This is a genomic window from Belliella kenyensis, from assembly GCF_022549675.1.
Taxonomy (GTDB): Bacteria; Bacteroidota; Bacteroidia; order Cytophagales; family Cyclobacteriaceae; genus Belliella; species Belliella kenyensis.
This window is the reverse complement of record NZ_JAKZGR010000015.1, coordinates 99,778-118,878: the sequence shown is the minus strand read 5'-3', so window position 1 is coordinate 118,878 and position 19,101 is coordinate 99,778. Positions and strand designations below refer to the sequence as shown.

Sequence of the window (19,101 nt, the reverse complement as noted above, 5' to 3'; positions counted from 1 at the left end):
CCTTCAGCGCATCCAAATACATAGAATATACCTACGATGCCAGTGGCAGCAAGCTGTCCCAGAAAACGGTAGATGGAGGAACTACCAAGGTTTCGGATTATGTAGGAGGCTTTGTATATGAGGACAATAAGTTACAGTTTTTACAACATAATGAAGCGGGTAAGCCCTTAAGAAACAGTCCAGTGGACTGTTTTAGGCTTAAGCCAGGTTGCGGGAAGGAGTAGCCAAAAGAAATGAATCAGGTACATTCTAAGACCACAAGTATCAGCATTAAACTTCCAATCTAATGTTGGTTATATTTCCTCAAACTGTTTTTCATGCTTGCGGGTGGGATGACGGAGATCCGGGCCAGTGGTGGCCTGTAGCGTGGATAGGATTTCTCCGTCTTGACTTTTTTGTTACTTTTTGTGTCAAGACAAAAAGTAAGAGGAATTGATCAAGATAAACTTCACCATTTCACTAACTGTCCAAAGTTTCCCTATTATATTTTTAGTAAGAAATAACGATCATTTACACACGATCCAACAATCGTAAGGATTCAATTGATGCGGAAGTTTATGTGAAATATCTGGATCCGAGTACCACAGGAACCCCAGGGTCAGCCTTTGCACAGCTGATCACCAATTTGGCAAACAATGCCTCAAGTGTAGTGATAGATGGAGCCACGGCTGGAACTAACCCGATGCCCTTTGCAGGCTTGAATTTTTTTTAGCAAGTTTGCTTAGGTATACCATCTTCTTTATTTATTCAAATGATAAGCATACATCTTCATTCGGCTATTTTGAACAAGACTGGCTGGTTTGTTGCCATACCCGAGACTTTTTTAGCAAGCGCCATTTAATACCATAGCTCTTATATTCTTAAAAAAAAAGAGACTCCCAAGAGCCTCTTTTTTTTAAAAATGACAAAGATTATGTGTGTCTTAAGGGAAAATTCCCAAATCCATATAACTCACGGCTATTCTTTCTATAGCAAGAATAAATGCAGCAGTTCTTAAACTTTGGATGTTTTTGTCTTTTCGGGTTTTGTTCATTGCATGATATGCTTCTACCATGGTCTCTTCTAGTCCTGAAAGCACCAAATCCCTTTCAGAAGCCCCTTTGATCAAGAGGTCTTTTTCTTGATCCGTGAACCTTTCGCCTGTAGCATTTTCTATTGTTTTCAAAAGCTTATCATACTTCTCCATATCATATCGCTTTTCAAGCTTTCCGAAAGAAACTCGCGAAAGATTTTTTAACCACTCAAAGTATGAAACAGTAACACCTCCTGCATTCAGGTACATGTCTGGAATAACCATTATTCCCCTTTCAAGCAGTGTTTTTTCAGCCTCTTGCGTTACAGGACCATTTGCAGCTTCGGCAATGATTTTGGCTTTGATAGCTTTTGCATTGTCTTTGGTGATTTGATTTTCCAAGGCAGCAGGTACTAAGATGTCGCAATCATAGGTCAACATTTCCAAGCTGTTTTTTATGAATTCTCCTTTGGTATATCCCTTGAAGCCTTTGTTTTTTAATTGAAATGATTTCAAAGCTTCTACATCTATACCGTCTGGGTCATAGATTCCACCATTCCACTCTGCTACACCAACTATTTTTGCACCTGCCTCTTGAATGTATTTTGCAGAATAAAATCCTACATTTCCTAAGCCTTGTATGATTACAGTCTTACCCTTCATGCCAGTGCTCAGACCCAAAACTTTCATATCTTCTTCTACTCGTACGGCCTCTCGTATTCCAAAAAACACCCCCTGACCAGTAGCTTCTGTTCTTCCGTCTATCCCGTGTTGTGATAGAGGCTTACCTGTTACACAGCCTTTGGCATTGATAAGTTCAGGGTTGAAAGCTTCATAAGTATCCACTATCCACGCCATTTCTCTAGCACTTGTGCCATAATCAGGAGCTGGGACATCTATAGCTGGACCTATGAACTTTTTCTTGATCAATTCTGAAGTATATCTTCTTGTGATTTTCTCCAGCTGATTTTCATTGTATTTCAAGGGATCTATCCTTACCCCACCTTTTGCTCCTCCGAATGGGACATTTACTAACGCACACTTGTACGTCATCAAGGCAGCAAGTCCTTTGACTTCGTCTTCATTGACATGCTCACTGTATCTTATACCGCCTTTTACGGGGAGTTTGTGGTGTGAATGCTGAACCCTATAGCCAGTCAATGTTTCATAGGTTCCATCTTCATGCCTGAGTGGAAAGTTGAACTTGTAGATACTGTTACACTGCTTGATCTGTTCTATCAATCCAGGATTTAGATTCATGTGTTTTGCAGCATCATCTACAAAGCCACATACATCATTGAACAAACTATACTTTTTTTCTTTACTCATAAAAATTAAATTAATTGTGAAAGCTTTAATTTACGAATCATTTGGAAAATCTTATGTGTATCATGTGAAATTTCCTATTTATCTAACAGGAATTACCGCTAAATGTTGGGTTTTTAAATATGTATTCGTGTTTTCTTGTTTGTAATCAATCAAGTTTTTTACTTGCATCGTTTTTGGACGGTATTTTGTTCAAAAATCAAAATCGAGCTCATCGTTCATATTATATTTAAAACCAACTTGAAACTTAATAGTAAAATTTTCAGAAGACTTGTTTTAGCTATTGTCGTATTAGTATTTGTGCAGGCGTGTAAAACTACCAAGGCACCAGTGACTTCTACACAACCACCCAAGTCAATCGGTAGTCCAAATACACATCCACCTATAGTTCTCCCTGAGAAAATTCCCAATTCGAAATTTTACGAAACATATGAATTGAATCTAAAACCTAGAGATAGAGAGTTTAGAGGAGTTTGGATAGCAACTGTCGCAAATATCGACTGGCCAAAATCTGGTTCTGATAGTTGGGAAAAACAGAAAGCTGATTTTATGGCTATTCTCGATTATTATGAATCTCTGAATTTCAATGCAGTGATAGTACAGATTCGCTCGGCAGGAGATGCATTTTATCCATCCAAATATGCTCCATGGTCTAAGTACCTGACTGGTCAGCAAGGGAAAAAACCATTTACTACAGAGGATCCGCTGTCATGGATGATTTTACAAGCTCAACAACGAGGTATGGAATTTCATGCTTGGATGAATCCATATCGTGCTACATTTGATTTGAAGACGGATCAATTGAGTCCTGAGCATGATTTTAAAAAGCATCCTGAGTGGATGATAAAATATGGCCCAAAGTACTATTACAATCCAGGCTTACCAGAAGTTCGGAGACACCTTGTAAATGTAATCAAAGAGGTAGTTCAGAACTATGATATTGATGCCATACACTTTGATGATTATTTCTATCCTTATAGGATAGATAAAGAAGTTTTCAATGATACTGAAACTTACAAGAAATATGCACAACCCAATCAACGTATAGATGATTGGAGAAGAGAAAATGTGAATGCCTTAATCAAGGAGGTATACACTACGATAAAAGGAGAGAAGCCATGGGTGCAATTTGGTGTTAGCCCATTTGGAGTTTGGAGAAATAAAAGCGCAGATCCCAACGGATCGAATACTAAGGCTGGAGTGACAAATTATGATGAACTTTTTGCTGATCCTCTCACTTGGATCCGAAATGGCTGGGTAGATTATTTGATACCGCAACTTTATTGGTCTATGGATTACAATTTGGCCTCGCACAGAGAATTGATCAATTGGTGGGCAAATCACGCAGGAAGGACTAAGATTTACATTGGTAATGGCCCTTATAAAATTCGTGACAATGCTGATGTGGCTTGGAATAATCCTCAAGAAATTCTTCTTCAAGTCAATCATGCACGGAGGACAAAAGGGATTTCAGGTAATGCTTTCTATTCTGCTACTTCTCTTTACACCAAAAATAAAGACGTGGCTCAACTTCTAAAATCGAATATTTATCCACAGAAGTCAATAACTCCAGCTGTCTTACTTCACCAAAATAGTATAGTCGCCAAGCCTAGTTTGGGTGAATTGGTCAAATTTCAACAGGAGTACCAATTTTACTTTGAAAAAGGGCTAGATTCTTCTTTTAGGTTTGCTAATATTTACGGATCCAATAGTCTCGAGCAACTGAATCTCAAGCCTGAAGATTTTCAAATCAAAAAAATCCGACTAAATGAAAGACATGGTAATGTAATATCTTTGAATGCTCAAGATCTCAATTTTAAGTATGTAGTGCTTACTTTCATAGACAGGTATGGGAATGAATCTAGAGGTCAAGTTTTTGAAATCAAGTCTCTACCATAGAAACAAAACTAGATTTGAATGAATTTCAGAGAAGCTCAACAAGAAGATATCCCCCAAATTGTAGAATTATTAAAAGCAAGCCTCGGAGAAGGATTGATTCCAAAGTCTGAGGACTTATGGAGGTGGAAGCATGAGCGTAATCCATTTGGAAAGTCATTGGTAATAGTTGCTGAAGTCAATGAAAAACTAGTAGGAGTTAGGGCATTTTTGAGGTGGAGATGGCTTCAAAACTCAAAAAGTTTGGATGCTTTAAGAGCTGTAGACACTGCTGTTTTACCAGAAATGCAAGGTCAGGGGATTTTCAGTAGGCTGACCAAACAGCTTGCAAAGAAAGCAGCAGATGATGGATTTCAATTTATTTTCAACACACCAAACAAAAAAAGTCTACCTGGATATCTCAAACTAGGTTGGAGGAAATTAGGGAAGGTAAATCTAGCAATTCAGTTCAATCATATTTTTCCTAAGAACTCGCAATCAATAGATTGTCAGCCTATTGTTGACTTTGAAAAATTAGGGTTTTATGATTTTAATAATTCAAAATGTGGAATAAGTACTTCATATTCTTTAGCCTACATCAAGTGGCGATATTTTGAAAACCCTCTTTTCAAATATGAATTTGCTACTGATTATGCTACTTATCTACTGATTTATAGATTCAAAATATCAAAAGGTTTACGAGAATTAAGAATTGTTGATTTTTTTGTCTTAAAAAATGGGGTTGAAATTGAGCTAAATTCTTTGAGGGATAAATTAAGAAAAATTCAAGAAACGGTTCATTTTACAAGTTGTGCACTTAATGGCGATGTGCATCTTTTTCAAAAACTTGGAAAGTTTTGGAAAATTCCCTTTGGGCCTGTTTTGACTGTTAAGGCTCTGAATTTTGATCTTAGTCAAGTTTCTGAACTTTCAAAAGAATGGAATTATAGTATCGGAGACCTTGAGCTATTCTAGCAGCGGGATTAAGAAGTGTGTTGTTTAAATGTTTGAATTATTAAGAAATCTAAAATCAGGAATTTTTTTCTTATTAATAGTTAAATCTGATTATAATTGATTGATTCACAATGTCCTTTATCAGATATTGGTTCAGCAATAAAGTCAGATATATGTTGAATATTATACTATTGATGCTTTTTTTTATCCCCAATCAAGAGGAAAAAGTCTGGAACGCCAAAGTGATCGACCAAGTGACAGGATTACCAATTGAAGGGGTTCATGTTTACTTTCCAAATGGTCAAGATGTATCAAACGAAAAAGGTGAGTTTACATTGAAAGTAAAAGACCAGGCAAAGATTACATTTAGTCACGTTAGCTACGAATTCAAGCAAATGGAGATTAGTTTGGATGCATTGGCTAGTGAAGTTATACTGATTCCAAGAGAAAGTGAATTGGATATGATTGAAGTTAGGCCTTTTCCTACGGAGGATGAACTCAAACGACAAGTACTTTCTACACCAGTGTACAAGACTAGACTGGAAATGAATCTGATGAAAAATACTTCGATTATGAAAGCAAGTTTTCCCTACATACCAAGCCTTCCGGCAAGCTCATACACAGCGTTCATGAGCCGAGTTATTCCTGATGGTTCCGGAGGAGTAAATATTTTTAATTCAAGTGGAGGTGGATTGATTCAAGTATTCAGAGAGATAGGGAATGGATATCAAACACCAACTTCTTCCTCTGAACAAATCCTTTATGATACGGCTAAAGTAAACCTACTTTACAAGCCGAAGCGGATTTTTTGAAGTAGAACAGAGAGCAGCCTGTTTCTATTTTAGATTTTCTTTAATACAAGGATATAAAAAAAAAGACCCTCATGTCTGAAATATGGCGGACATGAGGGCTGTGAATTTTAAGACAAGGACTGATTCTCCTGAGAAGCAAGCTCAAGAATCTTCTCGTATTCACTAGGCTCTAGGTCTTTGAATAAATAGTGAACTGGATTTACAAAGTTCCCATCTTTGATCACTTCATAGTGAACATGTGGTGCCGTAGAAGATCCAGTATTCCCCACTGTTCCTATTTGATCCCCACGTTTTACTTTTTGTCCTTTCCTTACTTTGAATTCGTGCATATGAGCATACCTAGTTACGAAGCCAAAACCATGATCGATCTCAATATATTTACCATAACCACCAAAGACAGTTTTGACATCAGAGACTACACCATCACCTGTTGCATAGATAGGAGTGCCTTGAGGAGCAGAAAAATCCACTCCAGTATGCATTTTTCGAACTTTTAGAATAGGATGCAATCTGCTTCCAAATCCCGAAGCTAGCTGGGTCAATTCTTCATTGACTATAGGCTGAATCGCTGGGATGGAGGCCCAATACTCCTCCTTGTTCAGAGCTAGATTCGAAACTTCATCATAACTGACGTTCTGTACATACAATTGTCTCTTAAGATTATCTACTTTTGACCTCAGATCGATTATCAACTTTTCTGGATTCAATCCTTTCTCTCTAATCTCTCTGTAGCGATCTACTCCACCTATTCCAGCTTTTCTAATTTCTGAAGGTATTGGCTCTGTTTCAAAAATCACTCTATACAAGTTATCATCTCTTTGCTGGAGATCACTGAGCATCTTTGACATTTGCACTACATCAGTCTCCATCAGCTCGTAATAATAGCGAAGTTCTTTATTCTCTTTTTTAAGAATCAATTCTTTGGGACTATCAAAATAAAAATTGAAAATGATCAATATTCCAACAGCTAGAATTAAGGATGAAGATAAGAAGCCGAGTGTGTTTAAAGTTATGTCCCATTTGCTACGCTGATACCTTTCGTATTTACAGGTCTTTGGGTCATAGTAATATTTTATTCTACTCATTATAATTTCAATAGTAATTATTCTAATTTTGCAAGCCTTGGAGGCTTCTTCGTCAATTAACGCTGAGAGGACTGCAAATATATAAAATTTGAAAATATAATCCGAACATAGTCAAAAGCTTACATGGAAGCAAAGAAAGTTAGAAGTACCTACATTGAGTTTTTTCAAACCAAACAGCATCAATATGTGCCTTCCTCACCGATAGTGGTCAAGAATGATCCCACGCTGATGTTTACCAATGCAGGCATGAATCAATTCAAAGATTTTTTCTTAGGAAATGAAATACCAAAAGTTAAAAGAGTCGCAAATAGCCAAAAATGTTTGCGTGTATCAGGGAAGCACAACGACCTAGAAGAAGTTGGTGTGGATACCTACCATCATACCATGTTTGAGATGCTTGGTAATTGGTCTTTTGGTGATTATTTCAAGAAGGAAGCGATTGAATGGGCTTGGGAATTGCTCACTGAAGTATATCAATTACCCAAAGACAGGCTCTACGTCTCAGTTTTTGGTGGAGATCAGCAAGATGGATTGGATAAAGACTTGGAGGCCTTTGATCTTTGGAAACATATAGTTTCGGAAGACAGGATTATTTTTGGTTCAAAAAAAGATAATTTCTGGGAGATGGGGGATACTGGTCCTTGTGGTCCATGTTCAGAGATTCATATTGATTTGAGATCAGAAGAAGAGAGGAGTCAGATCAGTGGATTTGATCTAGTCAATAATGATCACCCACAAGTAATTGAGATTTGGAATTTGGTCTTCATGCAGTTCAATAGGCTGAGTGACGGCTCCCTAAAGGAACTTCCAGCAAAGCACGTAGATACTGGTATGGGTTTCGAGCGTTTGGTGAGAGCCATACAACAAAAATCTTCGAACTATGACACTGATATTTTCATGCCTTTCATCCATGTCTTGGAACTTAAATCGGGCAAGGAGTATGGTGAAAACGAAAAGATAGATGTCGCTATGAGAGTGATTGTAGATCACATCCGAGCGATTGCATTTACCATAGCTGATGGTCAATTGCCATCCAATAATAAGGCTGGATATGTGATTAGAAGAATTCTAAGAAGGGCAGTGAGATACGGATATACATTTTTGGAATTTCAAAAGCCATTTATGCATGAGTTGATGCCTTTGATAGCGGAGAGTTTTGGAGAGATCTTCCCTGAGGTGGCTTCTCAGCAAGATTTTATCGCTAAAGTAATCCAAGAGGAAGAAGCTTCTTTCCTCAGAACATTGGACAATGGATTGAAAATACTCGATCAAATCACAGAAGATTTGAAGAAGCAGGGGCACGGTATCATCAATGGAAAGACCGCCTTTGAATTGTACGACACATTTGGTTTCCCATTGGATTTGACTTCATTGATTGCCAGGGAGAATGGGCTCTCTGTAGATGAAGCGGGTTTTACAGCTGAAATGGAAGTGCAAAAGAACAGGTCACGTGCCGCAGCTGAGCAAGAGACAGGTGACTGGGTATCAGTAAGAGATGAAGAAGGTGTGATGTTTGTAGGATATGATGAACTATCCTGTGAAAGTCAATTGGTCAAATTCAGAAAGATCAAAGATAAAAAAGGCGATCGTTTCCAATTAGTATTGGACAAAACACCATTCTATGCGGAAAGTGGTGGCCAAGTAGGTGATACGGGGATATTGATCAGTACCAAAGAAAACATCAGGGTAATAGATACGAAAAAGGAAAATGACTTGATCGTGCATTTTGTCGATAAATTGCCTGAGGATCCATCTGCTACTTTTGTCGCTCATGTCGACGTTCAAAAGCGAAAATTGACAATGAGCAATCATACAGCTACACACTTGCTACAAGCTGCCTTAAAGCAGGTATTGGGTGATCATGTGCAGCAGAAAGGTTCTTTTGTGAACGATGAGCTTCTTAGGTTTGATTTTGCTCATTTTGCGAAATTATCGGAAGAAGAAATAGCCCAAGTAGAAGGTATTGTAAATGAAAAAATCAGAGAGAATATTTTTCTCAATGAGCAGCGAAATGTCCCTATCGAAGATGCTAAAAAGTTAGGCGCAACGGCTTTGTTTGGGGAAAAATATGGTGACTTTGTGAGAGTTATTACATTTGATCCAAGTTTTTCTGTTGAGCTTTGTGGAGGTACACATGTGACTTCTACTGGTAATATAGGTTTATTTAAAATTGTATCTGAAGGATCTATTTCCTCAGGAGTGAGGAGGATTGAAGCTATTACTTCATTAGCAGCTGAAAAGTTTTACAATGATCATATTCAGGTAGTTAAGGAAATTCAAGAGTTGCTCAAAGCTCCTAAAGACCTGAGAAAAGCTGTAGAAAGTTTGATCGCAGAAAGAAATGATTTGAGAAAGGAGATCGAAGTGCTTCACGCAAAGCAAACCAGTTCATTAAAAAGCGAATTGATAGGCAAAGTAGAGATAGGGGAGTCAGTGAGTAAACTATTTGCTAGGATAACTTTGCCGTCTGCGGATGCATTGAAGAAGCTTTCTTTTGAGTTGAAAAATGAAGTGAAAAATTTGATAGCTATCCTTGCAGCAGACATAGATAGTAAACCACAGATAGCTGTCATCATTGATGAGCATTTAGTCAGTACTTTAGGGCTGAATGCAGGTCAGATTATAAGAGAACTTGCTAAGGAAATTCAAGGTGGAGGAGGTGGACAGCCGTTTTTCGCAACTGCGGGGGGAAAAAAACTTGAGGGTCTTGATCCTGTAATTGATAAGGCAAAGACGATGTTTGAGTCCATTTAACTCAATTAGATGGCAGCTTATTTGGTTTTAGGTGTTTTCTAAACCATTTTTGAGCTTCGGATTACCATAATTTTAAAATTGAAACACATAAAAGATGCTTTCAGCAGAGATAAAAGATAAATATGAACTAGTTGTAGGCCTTGAAGTGCATGCTCAGTTGCTTACCAAAAGTAAAATGTACACTTCAGACTCTACCGAATTTGGTAATCTACCCAACACGCACATTTCGGTGATTACTTTGGGACACCCTGGTACACTTCCGAAGGTGAACAAGAAAGCCGTAGAATTTGCTGTGAAAATGGGTATTGCTTGTAATTCGGAGATCACTAGAAGGAATATCTTCGCTAGAAAAAACTATTTCTATCCAGATCTTCCAAAAGGATATCAGATCACGCAAGATAAAAATCCCATTTGTGTGGGTGGTCAAGTTCCTTTGACTTTACCTGATGGATCCACTAAATCGGTGGCTTTGACGAGAATACACATGGAAGAAGATGCAGGTAAGTCTATGCACTTAGCTGGCGAAGTTGATACTTTAGTGGACTACAATAGAGCAGGAGTTCCTTTGATAGAAATAGTTTCTGAACCTGATATCAGATCTTCCGAGGAAGCATATGCTTTTTTGGTTGAGATCAAAAAGCTAGTTAGGTATTTGGATATATGTGATGGAAATATGGAAGAGGGTTCACTGAGATGTGATGCTAACATTTCCGTAAGACTGCATGGAGCAGAGGAGTATGGTAAAAAAGTAGAAGTGAAAAACATGAATTCTTTCAGAAATGTAGCTAGGGCAATCGAGCACGAGATGGAGAGACAGATCATCATGATAGAGGCTGGAGAGGAAATCATTTCAGAGACGAGGACTTTTGATGCCACTACAGGCACCACTGCTAGCATGCGTACCAAAGAAGATCTCAACGATTACAGGTATTTTCCTGAGCCAGATCTTAGTCCTGTAGTTGTCTCAGAGGAATGGCTAGAAAGCGTAAAAGCTGAAATGCCTGCTTTGCCACGTGAATTGCATGCAAAATTTGTCAATGAATACGGCCTACCTGAGTATGATGCAGGAGTATTGACCGACTCAAAGGAAATTGCACTCTTCTTCAATGAACTCTGTGAAGCAACTAGTAACTACAAAGCTGCTTCAAACTGGATGATGGGACCTGTGAAATCCTACTTGAATGAACTTACTTTGCATATTACTGATTTCCCAATCAGACCAATTCGCCTTGCAGAGCTGATTGGAATCATCGATGAAGGAAAACTCAACTTTTCAGTAGCTTCACAGAAAGTATACCCAGTGATGTTGAAGGATTTAGATAAAAGTCCTTTAGAAATAGCTCAAGATCTTAACCTAATTCAAGAAAGTGATGAAGGATCACTGAGACCAATAGTAGAGCAAGTAATGGCAGAGAATCCTGCAAAGGTTGAAGAATATAGATCAGGCAAAAAAGGTCTTTTGGGGATGTTTATGGGGCAGGTAATGAAGAAATCTCAAGGTAAAGCAGACCCTAAAGTTGCTACAAAAATATTAATGGAATTACTTGAAAACTAAGAAGATGAAGTTTATTAAATTATCAATATTACTCTTTTCTACACTGTTGTTTTTCTCCTGTGCGGAGGAAAAGAGGGCATTTGATGGAAAGGTGAAAATTTCAGGAAAGATTACAAATGCTGAAAGTGGGAAGCTGATATTGTCTAAATACTTGGATGATAGAGCAGAAGTGATAGACACTATAAAGATCAGTGGAAATGGAAAATTCGATTATGAAGTTTCATTGGACGGTCCTACTTTCTTTGAGTTGAATATCTTAGACAAAAAATCAGTAAGGCTTGCTTTATATGATGAAGATATTGAAATAAGCTATGATATAGAAGATGAGAGTAGCTATAAAATTTCTGGTTCAGAGGATTCTAAACATTTGATGAAGATAGATGAACTTGCCCAAGCATATCAAGAAGAAATTAATAATTTGAATTCTGCATATTATGAAGCCATGACCAATAAAGATCAAGCTGCAATTGTAGAGATTCAAAACAAAGCGATGGATTTGGAAAGTACACATGCAGAGAAGGTTAAATCTGCGATCGCTGATATGGATGGTAGCTTTGCTTCACTTGCTGCCTTGGGAATGCTGAACTTTAAGAATGATTTTCTCTTTGTTGATGAGTTGGTAGAAAAGTTGAATGAAAAGTATCCGAATACTAAGATGATCACCTCCTTGAAGTCTCAATTAGACGATATGAGACTGCTATCTATAGGTCAGGAAGCACCCGAGATATCTCTTCCTAACCCAGATGGAGATTTGGTGAGCTTGTCAGACCTTAGAGGAAAGTATGTGTTGATTGATTTTTGGGCGGCATGGTGTAGACCCTGTAGAGAAGAGAATCCCAATGTGGTCAGACTTTTCAACAAGTATAATGATGCAGGATTTGAAGTATTTGGTGTCTCACTAGACAGAACCAAAGATGCCTGGGTGAAAGCCATAGCAGAAGATGGATTGACTTGGACACACGTTTCAGATTTGCAATATTTCAATTCGGCAGCAGCAGCTACCTATCAAATCAATGCGATTCCAGCCACTTACCTCCTTGATCCTGATGGTAAAATCATTGCAAAGGATTTGCGAGGATCAAGCCTAGAGAAGAAATTAGAGGAGATTTTTGGTTCTTAAAATTCAAAAAGAATATTTGGTCGCCAGCAGGTAGTTGGCGACTTTTTTTTATGAGAAAAAATATTTTCTCATAATGCACTGAGGCGTATTTGAATGTTGAGTTTTTCATATACATTTGCGCCTGAAATTGACTCACTGAAATTCAAAAAAGCACATTTCAAGAAATAAAATCTGTAACAGGGTGATTATGGAATGCTTTTTGAAAAGGTGATGTCGTTCATACTGAAAAATCATAAAATTATAATTCCAAACATGAAAAAAAGAACCTTTCAATCACCTATGAACAGGATGGTAATCATTGCGCTGTTCGGTTTGCTAGCCATGGGAGCTTGTAAAAGTAAGAAAAAAGTTGTGGCAGAACCTGCCCCTGCTGCTCCAGTAGAGAGAGTAGAACCAGCTCCCGCTCCAGCACCAGCACAGCCTTCTGCTGAAGAAGTTGCTGTAGGTAAGCTAGAGAATTACTTCAGTAGTGTAGCTAATTCTACAAATGTACAGGCTGCTAACAGCACAATCCAAGAAGCTTTGGGTATGTTTTCTAATCAAGAAACTCCAGTCTTGATCGTAATTCATGAAGAAAGTGGCATCAAAGATTATGATGAACCTACCACTATCGTTAAGTATTTGAATTACTTAAAAGACACAAAGAAAAACTTGAACTTCATCAGCGATATCAGACTAGATTCAAATGGTCGAGTGTCTGAGCTTGAACTTCGTCGCAAATAATTATCATTTAAGACAAAATTTTAATCATGAAAAAATACATTTCTCTATTCCTATTCTTGTTTTTGGCTGGAACGTCAGTTTCTATGGCTCAGTCAGAGACCATTAGTCCAGCAAGAAAACAAGCCATCGACTCTTTGGCTTTGGAAAAAGTAAAAGATTTAAGTAAATATATCTCTATCATTGGAAGCAAAGAAACACAATTTTCTGAAGCAAATAGAGTTATGGACAGAGCAGAAGAGCTTTTTGCTCCAGATGCGGAAATGGGTGTCTCTTCATTGAACAGAAAAGAAATCGCTTACTACAAAGTAAGAAGATACTTCGAAAGATTGATGGCTTTGAACTATGATAGAGTAAACATCACTTGGTACGACATCCACTACATCTCTGATCTAGAGAGACAGCCTGATGGAAGATACGTAGGTGTTGTTACTGTTTATCAGAGATTTGAAGGTACTTCTCTCGAAAGTGGTCTGAACTACAGAGATACAACCAAAAAAGATATTACAATCTACGTAGAGAAAAAACAAACACAAATTGCTGGTAGAACTATCGAATTCTGGGATGTGATGCTTGGCGATATTAGAGTGACTGAAACTTCAGCATGAGAAAACTGACAATAATTATCTTATTAATTATTTCATCATTTGAGTTGGTATCGGGGCAAGGATTATACAGCCCCGGTTCCCCTCAAGATGATGGAAGATTCGCTTCATCAACCAAACAAGTGAATCAATTTTTTAGAAGATTCAATGGAGAGGAAAGTGCCGATGGATCCAAAAGGTATTACGATACCGACGCAGAATACAGAGATCGTACTTTGAGAGGGAAGTTTATTAGCATTCTTTTTGATAATGAGACCTCCAATGTAGAAAGTCAATTAAAATCAGATTTCCTCAAAGAGGTTTTATCCGAAAATTTACCCCAATATCTAGCATTCCATAGAGGTGAATGGTTTTCAGAAGTAGAAACCACTTTTATCTATAAGGGTAAAAGAGAAAATGTAACCTTATTCATGAAACTTCAGCCAGAGGGTCTCGGATATGAGTGGGTTGTTGATAAGGTGAATTTTGCACCATTCAAAAATTTGTTCAAAAAACCAGTGGGAGATCAAAAAAGCTTCTTACATCCTATGAGTCATGAGATAGGATTTATGAATCTGAGAAAAGCCTTTCAGGATAGTAAATTACCAGAAGCTTATACACCTAAAGAGTATGAGCCAGATTATTTGACATTGTTTTTGTATGAAATCAAAAACGGAAATTTGAAATTTGACAATGTTTTAGATGTGAAATTTCATTTTTTCCAAATTGACAATTGGTACTTTGAAGTCAACCAATTCAACAGACCAGGATTCAATACCGGCTGGTTGATCAGTAACTTGATCAAACTTAAGCCAGGGGAAAAAGATGTAGTTCAAAGATATATATATGACCAGAAATAAAATACCCTTTATTTTGATCGCTTTGATGTTTGTGAATAGTCTAGTGACTAAGGCACAGCAAGCGATAGGTGATTATTCTAAGCAAGAAATCAAGGATCTCAGCCAAAAGGTGGAAGATCAAGTTACTTTCTTAGAATACTTTTTCAATACTGTAGGTAGTAAAGATACACCTGCAAGAGACAAAGATGTGATCATTCGTGAAAGCTACAAGAAAATTTTCAGGGACCATTTGGTACAAGTAGAAGATGACCTTTTACTTGATCGTAAAGTGATCACCAACAAAGACATCACAGCATATCTCAAGGATATTGAATTCTTTTTTAAAGATGCCTCTTTCAAATTCAAAGTTAGAGAGGTGAAACCATTTCTTAGAGACAATGGTGAGCTTTCTTTTTTGGTTTCCATGGACAGGACTTTGAATGCCACGGGTCTGAACAAAGAGAAAATCACAAATACTAGACAAAGATTTGTGGAAGTCAATGTTGACAAAAAATCAAATGAACTAAAAATAGCTAGTATTTACACCACTAAATTGAGTCGTGATGAAGAACTTAAGGAATGGTGGGGTAGACTTTCGTATACTTGGGAAAGTTATTTTAGAAGCAAAATTGGTGTTTCAGAACAAGATTCTATTACACTTGATCACCTTTATAAAATAAGCAATATTGATTCTATCAATCTTGCAGGTAATCAGTTTGTGATGGATTTAGAGCCGATAGAAGCTTTGAGGGAAATTCGTCATATTGATATCAGCAATACACAGATTGAGGAATTGAATCCAATCAGCAATGTCACCTTCCTTACTTCTTTGAATATTTCCAATACACCTACTAGAGATATACAATTCATCAAGTATTCGGATAGACTTACACATTTGGATATTTCTAATACACAAATAGAGGATATCAGTGAGTTAGGTAATCTTAAAGCACTCTCATTTCTAAAAGCTCAAAATACGCCAATCATGAGTTTTGGTGTTTTAAATTCTTTTAGTGCTTTGAGAGAGTTGGATTTAAAAGCTAGTGGATTCAATAACCTAGAAAATGTTCAAGAACTCTCAGATTTGAAATCACTTGATATTAGCTCAAATTACTTGATAAATTTTGAAGTGCTTTCAAATTTGGAAAGTCTTGAATTTATCAATCTTAAGGAGACAAACATAGTAGATTTGACACCTCTGAAAGCGCTCAAAAAATTAAACACTGTCAATATCGATCAGACAGAAATTTCAGACATTAATGCTTTAGACGGTCTTCCTGCTTTGAAAAGAATCTATGCCGATAGAACACGCATCGAAGAATGGGTGGCTGATGAATTTATTCGTAGAAATAAGAATATTTTACTAATTCATCATGTAGAGAACCTACATACTTGGTGGGGTGGACTTTCTCAGCCATGGAGGACTGTATTTGAAAAAATAAATCCAAGACTGTCAAGACCCAATATCAATGCAGAAGATCTTTCTACATTAGTCGCGATGGATTCTTTAGATATATCAGGTAGTGAAGTATTGAATTTAGGTCCAGTTTTAAAATTTAAGAAAATCAATTTCTTGGCTTTTGATGATACTGAGATTACTGATCTTTCTCCATTGTCTGATATCAAGACACTTGTGAAAATTTCAGGTAAAAATACGCCTGTGAGCTCTTTACAGCCGCTCACGAATTTGCCGAATCTTGAAAATTTGGATTTTAGAAATTCTAAGGTTGTTGAAATCGGTCCTTTGACTCAATTGAAAAACCTGAATTACCTAAACGTAGATAATGCTCCACTGGATAGGGAAGATGTGGTACCACTATTGACTTCCAATCCTGACCTTACCTTAATATACAGAACTGATGAGGTAGAACAATGGTGGGACAGATTAGATGATACTTGGAAAGATCTTGTAAAGAAAAATTTTGAATCTAAATCCGATCCTAATTCAGAAGACCTTCATGTCTGGACCTCATCCCCTAAGTTTGAGATCGTCAAAATATCTGTATCAAGTTTCGGTAATTTGACGGATTTTATTAACCTCAAGGAATTGAAAATTTCGGATGTTCCTGCCATGGATTACAGTGCCTTGAATGAATTAAAACATCTCGAGTCGCTTACCATCAATCAGGCTCCTATCTCTGATTTGTCGGTATTATCAAATTTAAATAATCTGACATATTTGAATTTATCCAACACTGGAATTGCAGACTTGAGACCTATATCATCTTTGAGAAATCTGAATACATTACTTATTCCAGGTACAAATGTCAAAAATCTTAGAGGTCTTGATCAACTTTATGAGCTTCAAGAATTGGATATAGCAAGTACCAATGTCAAATCATTGAAGCCTGTTCAAGGACTTACTAATCTAGATAAGTTGATTTGCTTCAATACCAGAATCAAGAAAAGAGCAGTAGATAACTTCAAAAAATTGAATCCTGATTGTGATGTAAGGTTTTACTAGTCAGTTTGGGAAAATGATTTTGGACAGCAATTTTATAGAAATATAAAATTGCTGTTTTTTTTATAGGCTAGTCCTTTTTTGTTAATACTTGATCCAAACTTTCCCTCAAAATAGCACCCATATTTTGGCATTTCAGGAATTTGGGATAACTATAATGTTTTGCCAAATCATTTTTCAAATGTTCAATGTTTTCTGGTTTGGAGATACTGTCATTTTCCATGCTATGTAGTATACCTTCTATTTCCTTTGGAGAGGATTTGAGCCTATTGGCTATGAGTGCACGTTCTTCTCTTTGATATTGTATCATAGATTCGGCGGTAATGTGCTTGATTCCAAGTTGAATGAGTGCGTTATTTTCTTTGAAATACTGTGGCAAGTAAATGGATTTCTTTCCCTCATAGGATTGTTGATCAAAGTCTATAGCTCTAATCCTGTAATGTGTCTCTTCAAAATCTGGCGTCACATCTATGACAAAGTTGGAAGAATGCATATCCCCAAGCAACCTGACAAAGCAGCGCTCATTAAATTTCACAAATTCTTTGGCCAGTCGGATAGGATTCAGGGTATGGTCATGGATATGCAGCTTCATGAACATTTCACCTGGAATACCAGCTATATGCTCTTCTATGAGCGTGTTATTATGCACCAGGTATGAGATCCTGTTTGGAGATAGAAGATGCTCTAATTCTAAACCGTAGACCCTTGAAGCATCAGCATTTTTTACATAAAAGTAATCAAAGTTGTCATTGATTCTATTAACAATTCTTACTCTGAATGGCTGAGTATTTCCATATACACAAAGATCAATCCTATCTACATAGAGGTGATTCATCACAGAAATATCTCCTTCCGCTTTTAGCAATGCATAGATTTTTTTGATGTTGTAATGAATTTCTTCTCTATCAGATTCATTGAAAAATACTGTTTCCCATAGAGTATCATTTCCTTTGGAATCGTAGAGTGGGATAGAGCTACTATACCTTAGCAGATCCTTGTAATGTATCGGAAAATCTACTTCTCTACCATAGGCATTGAGATATTCTCTCAATTTTGAACTTATAGGGAATACTATTTTTTTCTTACTGATCAAAGCCATAGCAATTCACTCTAGTTAAAAATCATTTAAGATGAAATTACTTCTTTTTCTTTTTTCTTTAGATTTCGATCAAAAATAAATGGACCAAAAGGTAAGACCGAGGCAATGAGTCCAAAAAGGGTTTTGCCAAAAGACCAATCCAGTTTTTTGGCAGTGGGAAATATCACATAGATATATATGACAAATAGAAGACCATGAATCCAACCTACCACTGTCACAGCCATAGGCACATCAAAAATGTACTTCAAGGGCATAGCAATGAAAAGAAGTATCAAAAATGACAATCCTTCAGCGATACTTATTTTTCTAAATCTTTTAAGCCACTTAGTTTGTGCGTCGGTGTAGTTCATGTAAATATTAATTAGGATTTGATTCCAAAAAGTACTTGTAATGCAGTCCAAAGAGACTTTTTTAGATTCACATTGGTATTGACATCTTTGAGATCATCTGCAAATAGATATTCTACTCCATTATCATTGATGATTTCGTAGAAATTTTGATTGAATTTTGATATTGGATGATTTAGCTTGCCAAATACAAGGATTTTATTAGGGCTCAAGGCATCTACGCTTTCTGCACTTACTTCTTCAACTGACTCTGATGCTGCCAGGGCAATGTCTTTTAAGGAACAGCCCACTGCACCTAGTATTTTGAAAAGAAACGCTCTCAGGTCTGGTTCAAGGTGACTTCCTTGATAGATTATCATGATCGCTTTTTCATAATTTCCCTCAAAGATAAGAGCATCAGACACTGCTTCATCTTCCATATCATCAGAATCATAACTTAAGGTTGTATTGATCATGTTTGCGAGTAGCTTTGGGATTTCTTCTTTTACCAAAACTGTATGATCATCAAGAAATAAACTGAAGTGTTTTAAATTCAAATTTTCCATTGTACAGGATAGC

General features: G+C 37.0%; 17 protein-coding genes. 12 read left to right on the top strand and 5 right to left on the bottom strand.

Features of this window, described 5'->3' with window-relative positions:
- Both MM214_RS15440 and MM214_RS15435 read left to right on the top strand, forming a co-directional pair.
- Positions 1-224: hypothetical protein (locus MM214_RS15440; protein WP_455423562.1), on the top strand; the 224-nt coding region annotated here is incomplete at its 5' end.
- A gap of 335 nt (positions 225-559) precedes the next feature.
- Complete coding sequence (locus MM214_RS15435; protein WP_241296721.1) at positions 560-712, top strand: hypothetical protein; 153 nt, start codon at positions 560-562, stop codon at positions 710-712.
- 210 nt (positions 713-922) lie between these two features.
- Here the strand turns inward: MM214_RS15435 and MM214_RS15430 are convergent, their stop codons facing one another.
- Positions 923-2,341: a Glu/Leu/Phe/Val family dehydrogenase gene (locus MM214_RS15430; RefSeq protein ID WP_241296719.1), complete on the bottom strand. Its 1,419-nt coding sequence runs from the start codon at positions 2,339-2,341 to the stop codon at positions 923-925.
- Positions 2,342-2,578: 237 nt separating this feature from the next.
- Here MM214_RS15430 and MM214_RS15425 point away from each other — a divergent pair, with 237 nt between their 5' ends.
- From MM214_RS15425 to MM214_RS15415, 3 genes are all read left to right on the top strand, one after another.
- Positions 2,579-4,237: a glycoside hydrolase family 10 protein gene (locus tag MM214_RS15425; protein ID WP_241296717.1), complete on the top strand. Its 1,659-nt coding sequence runs from the start codon at positions 2,579-2,581 to the stop codon at positions 4,235-4,237.
- An 18-nt stretch (positions 4,238-4,255) separates the two neighbouring features.
- Positions 4,256-5,188 carry a GNAT family N-acetyltransferase gene (locus MM214_RS15420; protein WP_241296715.1) on the top strand — a complete coding sequence of 311 codons (933 nt, stop codon included), beginning with the start codon at positions 4,256-4,258 and terminating at the stop codon, positions 5,186-5,188.
- 152 nt (positions 5,189-5,340) lie between these two features.
- Complete coding sequence (locus MM214_RS15415) at positions 5,341-5,979, top strand: peptidase associated/transthyretin-like domain-containing protein (protein ID WP_241296713.1); 639 nt, start codon at positions 5,341-5,343, stop codon at positions 5,977-5,979.
- A gap of 107 nt (positions 5,980-6,086) precedes the next feature.
- Here the strand turns inward: MM214_RS15415 and MM214_RS15410 are convergent, their stop codons facing one another.
- Positions 6,087-7,064: a M23 family metallopeptidase gene (locus MM214_RS15410; RefSeq protein ID WP_241296711.1), complete on the bottom strand. Its 978-nt coding sequence runs from the start codon at positions 7,062-7,064 to the stop codon at positions 6,087-6,089.
- Positions 7,065-7,187: 123 nt separating this feature from the next.
- On the opposite strand from MM214_RS15410, the gene alaS reads away from it, so the two are divergent.
- From alaS to MM214_RS15375, 7 genes are all read left to right on the top strand, one after another.
- A complete protein-coding gene (gene alaS / locus MM214_RS15405) occupies positions 7,188-9,818 on the top strand; it encodes an alanine--tRNA ligase (protein ID WP_241296709.1) in 2,631 nt (876 codons plus the stop codon).
- Positions 9,819-9,912: 94 nt separating this feature from the next.
- Positions 9,913-11,373, top strand: coding sequence for an Asp-tRNA(Asn)/Glu-tRNA(Gln) amidotransferase subunit GatB (gene gatB, locus MM214_RS15400; protein ID WP_241296707.1), 1,461 nt, complete (start codon positions 9,913-9,915; stop codon positions 11,371-11,373).
- Positions 11,374-11,377: 4 nt separating this feature from the next.
- Positions 11,378-12,493 (top strand): TlpA disulfide reductase family protein, encoded by a 1,116-nt coding sequence (locus MM214_RS15395; protein ID WP_241296705.1) that lies wholly within the window; start codon positions 11,378-11,380, stop codon positions 12,491-12,493.
- Positions 12,494-12,745: 252 nt separating this feature from the next.
- A complete protein-coding gene (locus tag MM214_RS15390) occupies positions 12,746-13,216 on the top strand; it encodes a nucleoid-structuring protein H-NS (RefSeq protein WP_241296703.1) in 471 nt (156 codons plus the stop codon).
- Positions 13,217-13,242: 26 nt separating this feature from the next.
- Entirely contained in the window at positions 13,243-13,821 is a 579-nt protein-coding gene (locus MM214_RS15385) for a hypothetical protein (RefSeq protein ID WP_241296701.1), read from the top strand.
- Complete coding sequence (locus MM214_RS15380) at positions 13,818-14,657, top strand: hypothetical protein (protein ID WP_241296699.1); 840 nt, start codon at positions 13,818-13,820, stop codon at positions 14,655-14,657. Before MM214_RS15385 ends, MM214_RS15380 begins: the two co-directional genes overlap by 4 nt.
- Complete coding sequence (locus MM214_RS15375; protein WP_241296697.1) at positions 14,644-17,100, top strand: leucine-rich repeat domain-containing protein; 2,457 nt, start codon at positions 14,644-14,646, stop codon at positions 17,098-17,100. Before MM214_RS15380 ends, MM214_RS15375 begins: the two co-directional genes overlap by 14 nt.
- Before the next feature lie 67 nt (positions 17,101-17,167).
- Here MM214_RS15375 and MM214_RS15370 read toward each other — a convergent pair whose 3' ends face one another.
- Genes MM214_RS15370 through MM214_RS15360 form a run of 3 tightly spaced genes read right to left on the bottom strand, consistent with a single transcriptional unit; the run spans position 17,168 to position 19,088 of the window.
- Positions 17,168-18,196, bottom strand: coding sequence for a hypothetical protein (locus MM214_RS15370; RefSeq protein ID WP_241296695.1), 1,029 nt, complete (start codon positions 18,194-18,196; stop codon positions 17,168-17,170).
- Positions 18,197-18,222: 26 nt separating this feature from the next.
- Positions 18,223-18,546, bottom strand: a complete 324-nt coding sequence (locus MM214_RS15365) for a DUF3817 domain-containing protein (protein ID WP_241296693.1) — start codon at positions 18,544-18,546, stop codon at positions 18,223-18,225.
- 11 nt (positions 18,547-18,557) lie between these two features.
- Complete coding sequence (locus tag MM214_RS15360; RefSeq protein WP_241296692.1) at positions 18,558-19,088, bottom strand: hypothetical protein; 531 nt, start codon at positions 19,086-19,088, stop codon at positions 18,558-18,560.
- Between the last annotated feature and the right edge of the window lie 13 nt (positions 19,089-19,101).

What these genes read in the sequence shown, in the direction of transcription:
- MM214_RS15430 (WP_241296719.1), bottom strand. Translation starts at nt 2,341, where the DNA reads ATGAGTAAAGAAAAAAAGTATAGTTTGTTCAATGATGTATGTGGCTTT.
- MM214_RS15420 (WP_241296715.1), top strand. Translation starts at nt 4,256, where the DNA reads ATGAATTTCAGAGAAGCTCAACAAGAAGATATCCCCCAAATTGTAGAA.
- MM214_RS15415 (WP_241296713.1), top strand. Translation starts at nt 5,341, where the DNA reads ATGTTGAATATTATACTATTGATGCTTTTTTTTATCCCCAATCAAGAG.
- MM214_RS15410 (WP_241296711.1), bottom strand. Translation starts at nt 7,064, where the DNA reads ATGAGTAGAATAAAATATTACTATGACCCAAAGACCTGTAAATACGAA.
- alaS (WP_241296709.1), top strand. Translation starts at nt 7,188, where the DNA reads ATGGAAGCAAAGAAAGTTAGAAGTACCTACATTGAGTTTTTTCAAACC.
- gatB (WP_241296707.1), top strand. Translation starts at nt 9,913, where the DNA reads ATGCTTTCAGCAGAGATAAAAGATAAATATGAACTAGTTGTAGGCCTT.
- MM214_RS15395 (WP_241296705.1), top strand. Translation starts at nt 11,378, where the DNA reads ATGAAGTTTATTAAATTATCAATATTACTCTTTTCTACACTGTTGTTT.
- MM214_RS15390 (WP_241296703.1), top strand. Translation starts at nt 12,746, where the DNA reads ATGAAAAAAAGAACCTTTCAATCACCTATGAACAGGATGGTAATCATT.
- MM214_RS15385 (WP_241296701.1), top strand. Translation starts at nt 13,243, where the DNA reads ATGAAAAAATACATTTCTCTATTCCTATTCTTGTTTTTGGCTGGAACG.
- MM214_RS15380 (WP_241296699.1), top strand. Translation starts at nt 13,818, where the DNA reads ATGAGAAAACTGACAATAATTATCTTATTAATTATTTCATCATTTGAG.
- MM214_RS15375 (WP_241296697.1), top strand. Translation starts at nt 14,644, where the DNA reads ATGACCAGAAATAAAATACCCTTTATTTTGATCGCTTTGATGTTTGTG.
- MM214_RS15370 (WP_241296695.1), bottom strand. Translation starts at nt 18,196, where the DNA reads ATGGCTTTGATCAGTAAGAAAAAAATAGTATTCCCTATAAGTTCAAAA.
- MM214_RS15365 (WP_241296693.1), bottom strand. Translation starts at nt 18,546, where the DNA reads ATGAACTACACCGACGCACAAACTAAGTGGCTTAAAAGATTTAGAAAA.
- MM214_RS15360 (WP_241296692.1), bottom strand. Translation starts at nt 19,088, where the DNA reads ATGGAAAATTTGAATTTAAAACACTTCAGTTTATTTCTTGATGATCAT.